This window comes from Rhizobium sp. RCC_161_2 (assembly GCF_041355235.1).
Taxonomy (GTDB): domain Bacteria; phylum Pseudomonadota; class Alphaproteobacteria; order Rhizobiales; family Rhizobiaceae; genus Rhizobium.
Genome location: NZ_JBFUPL010000003.1, coordinates 545,891 through 558,505 on the forward strand (window position 1 = coordinate 545,891; position 12,615 = coordinate 558,505).

The window sequence follows — 12,615 nt, forward strand, 5'->3', positions numbered from 1 at the left end:
CCATCCCCGGCAGGCCCCCTCACTTCTCCGTCAGCTTCAGCTCGATACGCCGGTTGGTGGCGCGAGCTTCCGGCGTGTCGCCGGGGGCGATCGGCTGGAACTCGCCAAAGCCGGCGGCAACGAGCCGGTCTGCGGGAACGCCCTGGGCAATCAGGAACTTGACGACGGCGATGGCACGGGCCGACGACAGCGCCCAGTTATCCGGATAATGGCCACTGCCCGAGAGCGGCACATTGTCCGTATGCCCGTCGACGCGCAGCACCCAGTTGATCTCCGGAGGAATTTCCTTGGAAAGGTCGATCAGCGCGGCGGCGAGCTTGGCCATCTCCGTCTGGCCGGCCGGATTGAGATCGGCCGCCCCCGAGGGAAACAGCACTTCGGACTGGAAGACGAAGCGGTCGCCGACGATGCGGATATTGTCGCGGTCCGAGAGGATTTCGCGCAATCGCCCGAAGAAGTCCGAGCGATAGCGGTTGAGCTCCTGCACCCGCTGCGCCAGCGCCACATTCAGCCGCCGGCCAAGATCGGCGATCTTTACCTGCGATGACTGATCCTTGCTTTCCGACGCCTGCAAAGCGGCCTCGACGGCGGCGATCTGGCTTCGGAGTGCGGCAATCTGCTGATTGAGGAGTTCGACCTGACTGAGCGCGCGGGCGCTTGTCTGCTTCTGCTCGTCAAGCTGCTGCGTCAGCGTGCCGACCTGCTGCTGGGCGGCTTGGCTATTGCCGGAGCCGGCGCTGAGCAGTGCCTGCAGACGTGAACGGTCGCTTTCCGCCATCGACAGCGATGCTTGCAGATTGGCGACCGAATCTTCGAGATCCTGCTTGCCGTTCTTCTCCAACGCCAGTTGCTCCACCAGATCGTTGATGCGGCTGTTGAGGCGGTTCAACACCTCGTCACGGCCGGAAATCTCACGGCTCAAGATAAACTGCCCGACGACAAACACCGTCAGCAGGAACATGATCGCCATCAACAGCGTGGATAGCGCATCGACGAAGCCGGGCCAATAATCGACCGATCGCTGATGGCGGCGGTTTCGCGCGAGCGCCATGGCTTACTTGCTCCCGGTTTTCTCGGTATGGCTGATGCGGTCGGCGAGACGGTCGAGCGTGCGACGCATCGATTTCGCCTCCTCCTGCTGTGCCTCGATCCAGTCGCGCAGCATCTGCTGTTCGTTGCGCATGTTCTTGACCAGGCCCTGAATGCCCTCAGCAAGGTTCGCCATCGCCGTCACCGAACGCTGGCCGCCGCCCTCGTCGGCAATCTTGCGCAGATAGTCCGACAGCGCACGCACATCCTCCGAGGAGGCGCCGTTGGCACCTTCGATGACCGGGGCAAGATCGGAACCGACATCGGTCACGGAGGAAAGCCAGTTTTCCAGTTCCGTATAGAAACGGTTCTGCGCGCGGCCGGCCTGCAGATCGAGGAAGCCGAGGATCAGCGAGCCGGAAAGACCGAGCAGCGAGGAGGAAAAGGCCGTGCCCATGCCGACCAGCGGGCCGGAGAGGCCGGATTTCAGCGCACCGAGAATATCGCCGCTATCACCCGAGCCGACATCGAGGCTCTGGATGACGTCGTTGATCGACCCGATCGTGCCGATCAGGCCCCAGAAGGTACCGAGCAGGCCGAGGAAGACCAGCAGGCCGATGAGATAGCGCGAGGTGTCGCGCGACTCGTCGAGGCGGGTGGCGATGGAATCGAGGATCGAGCGCAACGTTGCCGTCGAAAGCTGCATGCCGCGGCGGTTGCCGATCAGCGCCCGCATCGGCGCCAGAAGCCGGGGATTGCGGCCAACCTTGTCGGCATTGCCAACGGCGCGGAAATGATTGAACCAGCGGACTTCCGGCCGCAGCATCAGCACATGGTTGAAGACCAGCAGGATGCCGACGGCGAGAACACCGAGGATCAGGCCATTGAGGCCGGGATTGTGCATAAAGGCGACTTGAGCCTGACGAAACAGGATCGCCACGATAAAGCCGACAATGACCAGGAAGAGGATCATCGTCCAGAAGAAGGCCATTGGGCTGGAGAGCTTGTAGGTATATCCGCCCGACGCATTGTCGGTCGACCCCAGATCCCCCAGGTTCACATTTTCCATCGCACACTCAGCCTCCGGAGTTTCCGCAGGCGGAGACTAGAGCAACATTGAGCCGAATTGAAGAGACGGAAACCACAAAACGACCCGTTGGCAACAGGCAGTTTTGCCACAGGTGATTTGGTGTAAGGCGACCTTATTTCGTCGGGATCGGCCGCTTGACGACCTCGGCCAGCGCCTTGTGGATATGCTCGTTGCCGCAGACGATCGAGCTGGTGGCGAGCATGTCGTTGCCGCCGTCGAGATCCGACACGAAACCACCGGCTTCACGCACCAGCAGAATGCCCGCCGCCATGTCCCAGGGCGACAAGCCCACTTCCCAGAAACCGTCAAAACGACCGGCGGCGACATAGGCAAGGTCGAGAGCTGCCGAGCCGACACGGCGGACACCGGCGACTTCACCCATGACGTGACGCAGCTCGATGAGGAACTTGCCATGATTGCCGCCGCCGAGATGCGGAATGCCACAGCCGATGACGCAATCCGACAGCACGCGGCGCGAAGCAACGCGCAGGCGGCGATCGTTGAGGAAGGCGCCGCCGCCGCGCTCGGCGGTGTAGAGCTCGTCGGTTGCCGGATTGAAGACGACACCGCCGACGATTTCACCATTGCGCTCGAGTGCGATCGACACGGAGAACATCGGAATGCCGTGCAGGAAATTGGTCGTGCCGTCGAGCGGATCGACGATCCAGCGATGCGCGCCGTCGGTGCCCTTGATCTCCTCGTGCGACTCTTCGCCGAGGAAGCCATAGGTCGGCCGCGCCTTCAGCAGCTCGTCACGAATGATCTTCTGCGCCTTGAAATCGGCCTGGCTGACGAAATCGCCCGGTCCCTTCACCGAAACCTGCAGGTTCTGCACTTCGCCGAAATCGCGGCTGAGCGACTTGCCTGCCTTGAGGGCAGCCTGAACCATGACATTGAGAAGAGCAGAACGGGCCATCGGTTTTCCTTGGGTAATATAGAAGGCACTGACCGGACCCGAAAAAGGCCCCGGCGGAGCGGGATCGGCAGCGCAATAAAAGATTGGCGGCCTCAAGACCACAAAATCGGGGGAATTTCAAGTGCCGAGGCAAAGGCCGACGTTATGAGCTCGCTCGCAGGACTTCAGGAAAGCCCAAACGCGCTACCGCGCCCGGCGGAACTTGTTGGCCGCGTCGATCGCGGCCTTCTGCTGATAATCCTCGATGCCCTGATAGAAATCCTCGAGCTCCGGATCCTTCAGACCAGCGCGGCGGGAGATGACATACCAGGTGGCAGCCGCCACCGGATCCTGCTTCGTGCCGAGCGCATTGATATAGAGATGCGCGAGCTTGTTCTGGGCAACGACATTGCCACGATAGGCGGCAACCCGCATCCAGTTGAAGCCGTTTTCCAGATCCTGCTTGCCACCGGTGCCATTGATCAACCAGACGCCCATGTCGAGCTGCGCGGTATCGAAACCGGAATTGGCGGCACGCGATAACCATTCCCGTGCGCGCGCCTTCTTTTCCGGCGGCAGGTCGGGCATGTTGAGATAGAGCTGCGAGACGGCATATTGCGCGTCTGCAATGCCCTGTTCGGCGGACTTCTCATAATAGGGGAGAGCCATTTGCAGGCCCTTGATGCCGGGATTTTCGGCCGTCAGGATCTGCCCCAAATTGAATTCGGCGGAAGCCTGACCGGCATCGGCGGCCTTCCTCATCCACTCATCGGCTTTCTTCCGGTCGCGCGGCACGTCACGCCCCTCCATCAGGACCAGGGCATATTTGAACATCGCGGTGGCGTCGCCGCCCTCGGCGGCCTTGCTGTACCAGAAGGCCGCATCCTTGGTATCGCGCTTGACGCCGAGACCTTGAGACATCAATTCGGCAATAAGGGTCTGCGCGGCGGGATCACCGAGCTGCGCCCGTGGCAGGGCCTTTTGGAAAGCGGTCAGATAATAACCGCGCTGGAAGGCGCCATAGGCCTCGTCGACCTTGCCCTTGAAGGGCTTTTCCGGCGGCAGATCGGGCAGATTCGCGCCCATGCGCTCAAAGACCCCGACGCCTTCGGACGGCTGTACAGTGTCGGGCTTCGGCTCCGCGCCAGGCTGGATCTTCTCGGTCTTGAAAGTGTTCGCGCCGGCGTCCAGCGGGCGTGTCACAACGCTCTCGCCATGCGTCGGGGCATCGTCCGGAGGCACGTCGGTATCGTCGGCAAGCCCGCCTTCGGTGGGTTTGGCACCCTTGTTAGGCTGCGCGGTAATGCCTGGCAGCGACGTATCGCTGTTGCTCGACTGCGCCACCGCCAGCAACGGCAACGCCGTCAGTCCGACGGCGAGCGCGGCAAGAAAGGAACGGTGACTGAATCGAGGCGTAAACGACATGGTTTGCTATCAATCTTCAAACCGTGGCGCTTTTTCGTCGAGAAGTGCATTCACTTCGGCAACGATGGACGCCGCCGCTGCGGGATCGGCGAAAACAGCCGTGTGCAGCGCCACGAATTCGGCGCCTGACAAAGCCACCTCCAGCGCCGATTTCGGATCGGTACCGCCCATGACGATGCAGGGGATGGCAATCATCGAGGCCCACCACTCGCCAAGCGCCACGTTTTTCGGATGCGCCTCTGGCTTGATGTCGCCGTCGAGCTTGCCGAAGAAGATATAGTCGGGCCGCAGCTCGCCGATCTCCAGCGCGTGATGCCTGTCGGTGGCATTGCCGCCGCCGACGATCAGCTTCGGCACATGTTTTTCCACCGCCTCGGTGAATTCGGCAAGATTGCCGGTGATGTGCAAGCCGTCGGCCTTGGCCCGGCCGGCCACGCGGCTGTCGCCGGCGATCAGCGCTGCGGCGCCCGTCTCCTGCACCAGGGGCACCAGCTTTTCCGCGTGCTTCTGGAAAGTGTTGTCGTCAAGCCCGTATTGCGGGATGATGACCGAGGCCACATCCCCGCCCCTCAACGCATCGGCCACCACCTTCGCCTGCTCGTCGATATCGGCAATATCGGGAGCGATGAGAACGAGGCGGCAACGATCTTCAGGCACGGTCATTGAGAGTTTCCATGTTTACGGGTTCATTCGTCAGGAATGGCGTACCCGTTCGATGTTTGTGAGTAAATCCGTTAGAACGCTCTGACAAGGGGCAGGCCGCCGAAACCGCTCCACGCCATGAACACCTTATCTGTTACGAAGACCCCGTGGAACCTTTCGGCCGAGATGCCGGAAACAAAGCGCAATCCATCATTGCATCGCACAATTGACTTGCCGGTCCCCCAGGTTTGACGTAGCCTTTTGCCATGTCGATCATGGACCCCTTCGCAGCCATCGCTGATCCGAACCGGCGCCATCTGCTGGAAGAGTTGCGGCGCGCACCTAAAACGGTCAATGAACTGGCGCAGGGCCTGCCCATCAGCCGCCCCGCCGTGTCGCAACATCTCAAGGCGCTGCTCGACAGCAATCTCGTTTCCGTCACCTCCGAAGGCACGAAGCGGATTTACGCGGTCAACAGCCGCGGTTTCGACAAGCTCAATTTGTGGCTGGATCAGTTCTGGGCCTGAGAGCGGCGCTTAGCGCCTTGCGGCGAATTCCCGGCATTTCACAGAAAACCGGTATTTCACATAAAAATTGCGCCGACTTCCACTTGTGACATGTTGAAGCCGGCGCATTTTTTGAACTGGAATGCCCACCATCTCGACCGGGATTGTCCCTGGGCCTTTTGGCCCGCCTGTCCTTCCTGGCTGTGATCGGTGGTTTTGTCCCTTAAAAGACGTTGCGTCAGTGAACTGACGATTTCAGACGATGGATTTCGTCCTTGAGGCGCAGCTTCCTGCGCTTGATGTCGGCTATTTCGGTATCATTGATAGAGGGAGATGTCAGTGCAGAATGCAGCGCCTCCTCGAGAGCGACATGTTTCTTTTCGAGCGATTCAAGATGTGCTTGAACAGTCATATGACCCTTCCTTCCTCTTACGATCTCCGGCTATCCCGTCGCCAGAGCTCTAGGTGTCAACCCTATCAGTGTGACATAATATTGAACCCTTGTCGAAGGCGAAAACGTGGCCTTTGAGCGACAAATTCATGATGACGGATAACTTCCCGTCCCCGCCATTTGGTGATAGGAGCTTGCGGAATTCATGAGGCGGGACGAACGCGATTCCGCAAGCATTGGGGAAATAAGCATGGCCGATCAGGAACAGGCGGAAATCAGGCTGATCGTGGCGCGGTTGCGTCAGGAACACGAGGATTACGACGCCGCGATCAATGCCATGATCCAGACGGGCTGCGAGGCTCTGCGCATTCAGCGCATGAAAAAGAAGAAGCTCGTCATCAAGGACAGGCTGACCAAGCTGGAAGACCAGATCATCCCCGACATTATCGCCTGAGGAGCAAGACGCGACGATGATGACAGAAAGACCGCCCGTTGCCATTATCATGGGCAGCCAGTCCGACTGGGAAACCATGAAGAACGCCGCGGATACGCTGGAAGCGCTGGAAATCACCTATGATGCGCGCATCATTTCCGCGCACCGCACCCCGGACCGGCTGATGAGCTTCGCCAAGGGCGCGCGCGACGAGGGCTTCAAGGTCATCATCGCCGGCGCGGGCGGCGCTGCCCACCTTCCAGGCATGGCCGCCTCGATGACGCCGCTGCCGGTCTTCGGCGTGCCGGTGCAATCGCGTGCCTTGTCCGGACAGGATAGTCTTCTTTCCATCGTCCAGATGCCGGCCGGCATTCCCGTCGGCACATTGGCAATCGGCAAGGCCGGCGCCATCAATGCCGCGCTTCTGGCCGCCGCCGTCCTCGCGCTCAGTGACGAAGAGATCGCCGACCGGCTCGACGAATGGCGCGCCCGGCAGAGCGCCGCGGTTGCCGAATATCCGATGGACGACCTATGACCGCGAAAACGATCGGCATCATCGGCGGCGGCCAGCTCGGCCGCATGCTGGCCATGGCCGCGGCCCGGCTGAATTTTCAAACGGTCATCCTGGAGCCGCAGGCCGATTGTCCGGCAGCGCAGCTGGCAAACGAGCAGATCGTCGCTGCCTATGACGATCCCTCCGCCCTTGCCGAACTGGCGAAGCGCTGCGACGTCGTCACCTATGAATTCGAAAACGTGCCGGTCGTTGCCGCCGAAAGGCTGGCCAAGGATGTCCCCGTCTATCCACCGCCGAAGGCATTGGAAATGGCGCAGGACAGGCTGACTGAAAAGCGCTTCATCAACGATTGCGGCATTCCGACCGCCCGCTTCCACGCCGTCGACAGCCAGGCCGATCTCGAAGCCGCCCTTGCCGATTTCGGCGGACAGGGCGTGCTGAAGACCCGTCGCCTCGGCTATGACGGCAAGGGCCAGCGTGTCTACCGCTCGTCCGCCGATAGCGCCGAAGGCGGCTATGCAGCCCTCGGCAGCGTGCCGCTGATCCTCGAAAGCTTCGTGTCCTTCGAGCGGGAGATTTCCATCATCGCCGCCCGCGGCCTGGATGGCGCAATCGCCTGCTATGATCCGGCGGAAAATATCCACCGCGACGGCATCCTCCACACCTCCACCCTGCCCGCGAGCATCTCCGACGAGACAGCGGCAGCAGCCCGCGAGGCTGCGGAGAAGATCTTGGCTGCGCTCGGCTATGTCGGCGTCATCGGCATCGAGTTCTTCGCGCTTGCCGACGGCAGCCTGATCGCCAATGAAATGGCGCCGCGCGTGCACAATTCCGGCCACTGGACAGAGGCTGCCTGCGTCGTCTCACAATTCGAGCAGCATATCCGCGCCGTCGCCGGCCTGCCGCTCGGCAATCCCGTCCGGCATTCCGACTGCGTGATGCAGAATCTGATCGGCGACGACATCCTTTCGGTCCCCGATTGGCTGCGCCGTGACGATGTGCTAGTGCATCTCTACGGCAAGACGGAGTCCCGTCCCGGCCGCAAAATGGGCCATGTCACGCAGCTTCGCCGCTAACAGTACAGGGAAAAAGCCCCTGACGTGGTTGACAGGGCCCAGGCGACGAGGTATTTGCTCCCCACCCTAAAGAGCGCGCCCTGAGCGCGCTTTTGATTGTTAAAAGATACGGGCGAATGTGACATTCCCCCTCAGAGATCGCGGATCAGAAAAATGAAGATCAAGAATTCGCTCAAGTCGCTCAAGGCGCGTCACCGTGACAACCGTCTGGTTCGCCGCAAGGGCCGCATGTACATCATCAACAAGCTGAACCCGCGCTTTAAGGCTCGTCAGGGCTGATTTTGCGTGGAGCCCGGTTTACGAACCGGGCCGGCCGTCTAACGGCCGGATTATGATCTCGCATCATAATCGTTCGGGATGATCACATCAAAATTGTTTTGATCTTCGACATTGGCGGGCTACTATGCCCGCCATGCGCGTTTTTGCTTTGTCATATCCGGCCCTGCCGATTCTCCTTGCCCTGACCGTCGTCGCCCCGCATGTCGCGATGGCAGATGATTCCGGTATCGTTGAGAAAAAAGACCCTAGCACCGCTGCCGCGAGCCTATCGCCGAAGCAGCAGGTCGACAATCTCTTCACAGCTCTGAAGCGCCAGCGCGATCCCGATCAGGCAAACCTGATTGCCGACCAGATCCGCGTGGAATTGAGTGATTCCGGCAGCGCCACCATCAATCTCCTGATGCAATGGGCCGACAAGGCCATCCAGGAAAAGCGCAATCCGGCGGCCATGGATTTTCTCGACCAGGTCATCTCGCTGAAGCCGGACTATGTCGAGGGCTGGAATCGGCGCGCAACGCTGAATTACGCCATCGGCGACTATCGCAAGTCGATGGAGGACATCAATCAGGTCCTGCGGATAGAGCCGCGCCATTTCGGCGCGCTCGGCGGCATGGCCGCGATCCTGAGCGAGGCCGGCAAGGACGAGATGGCGCTGAAGGCGTGGGAACGCTTCCTTGAGGTCTATCCGGCGAATCGCGCCGCCCAGGAGCAGGTGAATACGCTCTCGGAAAAAATCGCCGGGAGCCGAACTTGAGATTTATCAACAACGGGTAAGCCTGCGACGGACGAGAGGTCATAGACGTCGGACTGGCTGACGGCCCCAATAGCTGCATCATACCGAAATGATCAATGTGCTGTTTTACGCCCTTGTTTTCATTCTGATCGCCGTTGCCGGTTTCTCGGCCTTCAAGACGCGCGCCATAGAGCAGGCCCATCCCAATATCGGCGAGTTGACCGATATCGGTGATCTCCGCATCAATGCCGTGCATCTGCCGCGTCCGGCCACAGCCGACCTGCCGCCTCTGATCTTCATCCATGGCGCCAGCGGCAATCTGCGCGACCAGTTCGAAGCCTTTGCCGGCCCACTTGCGGGCCGTGCCGAAATGCTGTTCGTCGACCGGCCCGGCCACGGCTATTCCGAACGCGGCGGCCCGGAAAACGCCCTGCCCTCCGGCCAGGCCGACGCCATCGCCCGATTGATGGAGAAACGCGGCATCGAAAAGGCCATCATCATCGGCCATTCCTTCGGCGGTGCGATCGCCGCCTCCTTCGGCGTTCGCCACCCCGACAAAACTGCCGGCCTGCTCTTCCTCGCACCGGCGACCCACCCCTGGCCCGGCGGCATCGACTGGTACTATACGCTTGCCGCCATGCCGGTCCTCGGCTGGCTCTTCTCGCATCTGCTGGTGATACCGATGGGTCTGCGGCGGGTGGAAAGCGGCACGCGCAATATCTTCCGTCCCAACGAACGACCGGCCGACTATGTCGAAAAGACAGCGCCAGCGCTGGTGTTGCGACCGAAGACCTTCCGCAACAACGCGGCCGATGTCGTCAACCTCTTCGCCTTTGTTTCGGCGCAAGCGCCCCGCTATCGCGAGATCAAGGCGCCGACTGTCATCATCACCGGAGATAGTGACGATATCGTTCTGGAGGAACTGCATTCGCGCGGCCTGGCGCGCGACATTCCCGGCGCGGAACTCATCACCATCCACAATCTCGGTCACAAGCCGGACTATGTGGCAACCGACGTCGCCATCGCCGCGATGGAACGCCTCGCTGGCGCATCACGCGACCTCCAGTCACTCGCCCGACAGGCGGAAGCGCGCATCGCCAACCTGAAGCCGCAGCCGGCGACCGAAATCGCCGCGCCGCCTCAGGCAGTCTCGACCTCGTAGTCCGGCTTGTCAGCAAAGACCCGCCCCTGCGGCATGGTCTCCACCGTCTGCCGCACCGCCTGCAGCATGATCGAAGCCAGCCGTTCCGTCGCCGGGCTCGCCTCCGCCTCGGCGCGATGCAGCACGAGATCAAGCTTCGGCAATGGCGGCAGGCCGGCTTCGCCCGCCATTAGCGGCCGCACCTTGTCCGGCAGGCCCAGCGGCGTTCTCACCGTCACGCCCAACCCCGCCGCCGTCGCGGCCCAGAGACCACCAAGGCTCGGGCTGACGAAGGAAATCCGCCAGCCGATGCGGGCGCGATCCAGCACCTTCGTCGCAATCGACCGCAGCAGGCAAGGCGCCTCCAGCGATGCCAGCGGCAGCGGCTCGCCTCCCGCGGCATGCCAATGGATAGGTCCCTCAGCCGGCCCGACCCAGCACATCGGCACTTCGGCGATCCGTTCGCTGTGGGCGGTGCGAAATCCGTCGCTCCAGGCAAGCGCCAGATCGAGCTTGCCGGATGTTACCCGGTCGACCAGCTCCGCATTACGAACCACGCGCGCCTCGATGCGGACCTTCGGATGGGCACGGGCAAAGCGCCCCAGCACCTCCGGCAGCAGCGTCTCGCCGAAATCCTCCTGCAGGCCAAGCCGCACCCAGCCCTCCAGATCCCGCCATGGATCGCGGTCGCGGCCTCGTCGTTGAGATCGAGCAATCGTCGCGCATAGGCGAGCATGGTCTCCCCGGCCTCGGTCAGTGCCAGCCCGCGTCCGGCCTTGCGGAAGATCGGCGTGCCCGCCTGCTCCTCCAGCTTCTTCAGCTGCGCGCTGACAGCCGATGTCGAACGCCCGAGCCGGTCGGCCGCCTTGGCAAAGCTGCCAAGCTCCATGCCGGTGACGAAACTGCGCAGGACGTCGAGATCGAAGATGATTTTCCGCACGGCAAATCGTCCATATTTTTGGGACTATACGTCCAATATTTTCTGATTTTCAGTATGATTATCCCGTGACATGGTGTGCTCGTCAAGTGGACAGAGAACAGGAGCACATCATGCCCTTCACGAATATTTCCCTTCTCCGCGGCAAGTCGCCAGAATTTCTGAAGGCTCTCTCGGACAATTTCCACCGCGCCATGGTCGAGACCTTCGACGTGCCGCCGACCGATCGTTTCCAGGCGATTCATCAGCTGGAACCGAACGAGCTGATCTTCGACCGCACCTATCTCGGTGGCCCACGCTCGGACGATTACGTCTTCTTCCACATCACCATCGGCAAGCCGCGCTCGACGGAGGTCAAGAAGGCCTTCTACCGCCGGCTCGTCACCTTGCTTGCGGACGCGCCGGGCCTGCGGCCGGAAGACGTCATGATCAACATCGTCACGTCGGCGCGCGAGGACTGGTCCTTCGCCGACGGTATCGCGCAGATGATCCAGCAGGATTGACCAGGATGAGCCAGAAAACCGTTCGGCAGTCACCCCCGATCCATCGCGCCGGCGCGAATACCCAACGTTCGCCCGAAGGCATCGCCAGCGCACCCTTCTGGGTGGAGATGCTGGTCGAGAGCAGGGAGGACGGCGACCTGACAGCCATGCGCTGCATACTCGAGCCCGGCACCATGACACAGTGGCACACCCATCCACACGGCCAGATCCTCTACGTCCTCTCGGGCGTCGGGCTGGCCGAGCGCGATGGCAAAGCGGCCGAGGAGTTGCGCGCCGGTGACTGCGTCACTTTTGCGCCTGATGAGCGCCATCGCCATGGTGCTACGCTGCATAGCACCTTCGCCTATATCAGCATCCAGGCTGTCCTAGGTGGCAGCGCCGTGACCTGGCTCGAGGATTGAACCATGATCGCCATGCAGTACGTCTTCACCCCGCCCGCCGACTACGACATGACGATCATCGATCGTCGCATCCGGGAGAAAGGCCCTTTGCTCGACAATTTGCCCGGCCTGAAATTCAAGGCCTATCTCACCGCCCGGAAGGGCGATGCGACAACGGGAAGCCGGGACAATTTCTACGCACCCTTCTATGTCTGGGACAAGGACGAGGGCCTGAGTGGTTTCCTCTGCGGCCCCGGCTTTGCCGGAGTGACCGAGAGCTTCGGCTGGCCACAGGTAAAGACGTGGGTGGTCTGGCGTGCCGATGTCTCGCCGGACATCCGCAAGGCCCACTTCGCCACAAGGGAGATCATCCAGACCGAACCCTATGCGCCGCTTGCCGAGATTCGCCGGCAGGAGAACGAGGAGGCCACCGCCGAAGTCGCCCGTGGCGAAGCGCTCGCCTCCGTCGCCGCCTTCGAGCCGACGAGCTGGACGCGGGTGCGTTTCCGGCTCTTTACCGATCTGCCGAAGGACGCGCTGCGGCCGGGCGTGCAGGCCTATAATGTCGGCCATCTTTCAGCGCCGGGCGTAAGCTGAAGTGTCACCGGGACAAAGTCGTTGTTTTAAAGAGCTTCGCGGCG

General features: G+C 61.6%; 16 protein-coding genes and 1 pseudogene. 10 read left to right on the forward strand and 7 right to left on the reverse strand.

The genetic code is table 11. The features are described 5' to 3' along the window. Window positions 1-19: 19 nt before the first annotated feature. From AB6803_RS10490 to AB6803_RS10510, 5 genes are all read right to left on the reverse strand, one after another. Window positions 20-1,051, reverse strand: a complete 1,032-nt coding sequence (locus AB6803_RS10490; protein WP_371108810.1) for a peptidoglycan -binding protein — start codon at window positions 1,049-1,051, stop codon at window positions 20-22. Window positions 1,052-1,054: 3 nt separating this feature from the next. Continuing rightward, complete coding sequence (locus tag AB6803_RS10495; RefSeq protein ID WP_371108811.1) at window positions 1,055-2,098, reverse strand: flagellar motor protein MotA; 1,044 nt, start codon at window positions 2,096-2,098, stop codon at window positions 1,055-1,057. 133 nt (window positions 2,099-2,231) lie between these two features. Then, on the reverse strand, window positions 2,232-3,035 hold the full coding sequence (locus AB6803_RS10500; RefSeq protein ID WP_371108812.1) for an inositol monophosphatase family protein: 804 nt from the start codon (window positions 3,033-3,035) through the stop codon (window positions 2,232-2,234). 183 nt (window positions 3,036-3,218) lie between these two features. Beyond that, on the reverse strand, window positions 3,219-4,439 hold the full coding sequence (locus tag AB6803_RS10505) for a tetratricopeptide repeat protein (protein WP_371108813.1): 1,221 nt from the start codon (window positions 4,437-4,439) through the stop codon (window positions 3,219-3,221). Window positions 4,440-4,448: 9 nt separating this feature from the next. Further along, window positions 4,449-5,102 (reverse strand): thiamine phosphate synthase, encoded by a 654-nt coding sequence (locus AB6803_RS10510; RefSeq protein WP_371108814.1) that lies wholly within the window; start codon window positions 5,100-5,102, stop codon window positions 4,449-4,451. 245 nt (window positions 5,103-5,347) lie between these two features. Between AB6803_RS10510 and AB6803_RS10515 the strand changes: the two genes are divergently transcribed. Continuing rightward, window positions 5,348-5,608, forward strand: a complete 261-nt coding sequence (locus AB6803_RS10515; RefSeq protein WP_371108815.1) for an ArsR/SmtB family transcription factor — start codon at window positions 5,348-5,350, stop codon at window positions 5,606-5,608. 217 nt (window positions 5,609-5,825) lie between these two features. Here the strand turns inward: AB6803_RS10515 and AB6803_RS10520 are convergent, their stop codons facing one another. Further along, entirely contained in the window at window positions 5,826-5,999 is a 174-nt protein-coding gene (locus AB6803_RS10520; RefSeq protein WP_007701218.1) for a YdcH family protein, read from the reverse strand. Window positions 6,000-6,228: 229 nt separating this feature from the next. Here AB6803_RS10520 and AB6803_RS10525 point away from each other — a divergent pair, with 229 nt between their 5' ends. From AB6803_RS10525 to AB6803_RS10550, 6 genes are all read left to right on the forward strand, one after another. After that, on the forward strand, window positions 6,229-6,432 hold the full coding sequence (locus AB6803_RS10525; protein ID WP_012652299.1) for a YdcH family protein: 204 nt from the start codon (window positions 6,229-6,231) through the stop codon (window positions 6,430-6,432). Window positions 6,433-6,451: 19 nt separating this feature from the next. Beyond that, window positions 6,452-6,946: a 5-(carboxyamino)imidazole ribonucleotide mutase gene (purE, locus tag AB6803_RS10530; RefSeq protein WP_039974757.1), complete on the forward strand. Its 495-nt coding sequence runs from the start codon at window positions 6,452-6,454 to the stop codon at window positions 6,944-6,946. After that, complete coding sequence (locus tag AB6803_RS10535) at window positions 6,943-8,001, forward strand: 5-(carboxyamino)imidazole ribonucleotide synthase (RefSeq protein WP_371108816.1); 1,059 nt, start codon at window positions 6,943-6,945, stop codon at window positions 7,999-8,001. The genes purE and AB6803_RS10535 overlap by 4 nt, the downstream gene beginning before the upstream one ends. Window positions 8,002-8,154: 153 nt before the next feature. Beyond that, a complete protein-coding gene (gene ykgO, locus AB6803_RS10540; RefSeq protein WP_003542835.1) occupies window positions 8,155-8,280 on the forward strand; it encodes a type B 50S ribosomal protein L36 in 126 nt (41 codons plus the stop codon). A gap of 124 nt (window positions 8,281-8,404) precedes the next feature. Beyond that, window positions 8,405-9,034, forward strand: coding sequence for a hypothetical protein (locus AB6803_RS10545; RefSeq protein WP_371108817.1), 630 nt, complete (start codon window positions 8,405-8,407; stop codon window positions 9,032-9,034). An 88-nt stretch (window positions 9,035-9,122) separates the two neighbouring features. Then, window positions 9,123-10,175: an alpha/beta fold hydrolase gene (locus AB6803_RS10550; RefSeq protein ID WP_371108818.1), complete on the forward strand. Its 1,053-nt coding sequence runs from the start codon at window positions 9,123-9,125 to the stop codon at window positions 10,173-10,175. Here AB6803_RS10550 and AB6803_RS10555 read toward each other — a convergent pair. Then, window positions 10,154-11,094, reverse strand: a pseudogene (locus AB6803_RS10555) (LysR substrate-binding domain-containing protein). The gene AB6803_RS10550 and the pseudogene AB6803_RS10555 sit on opposite strands and share 22 nt — an antisense overlap. A 110-nt stretch (window positions 11,095-11,204) precedes the next feature. Here AB6803_RS10555 and AB6803_RS10560 point away from each other — a divergent pair. Genes AB6803_RS10560 through AB6803_RS10570 form a run of 3 tightly spaced genes read left to right on the forward strand, consistent with a single transcriptional unit; the run spans window position 11,205 to window position 12,571 of the window. Beyond that, complete coding sequence (locus tag AB6803_RS10560) at window positions 11,205-11,594, forward strand: tautomerase family protein (protein WP_371108819.1); 390 nt, start codon at window positions 11,205-11,207, stop codon at window positions 11,592-11,594. 5 nt (window positions 11,595-11,599) lie between these two features. Next, entirely contained in the window at window positions 11,600-11,995 is a 396-nt protein-coding gene (locus tag AB6803_RS10565) for a cupin domain-containing protein (RefSeq protein ID WP_371108820.1), read from the forward strand. A gap of 3 nt (window positions 11,996-11,998) precedes the next feature. Continuing rightward, window positions 11,999-12,571: a DUF4865 family protein gene (locus AB6803_RS10570; protein ID WP_371108821.1), complete on the forward strand. Its 573-nt coding sequence runs from the start codon at window positions 11,999-12,001 to the stop codon at window positions 12,569-12,571. The last annotated feature ends 44 nt before the right edge of the window (window positions 12,572-12,615 follow it).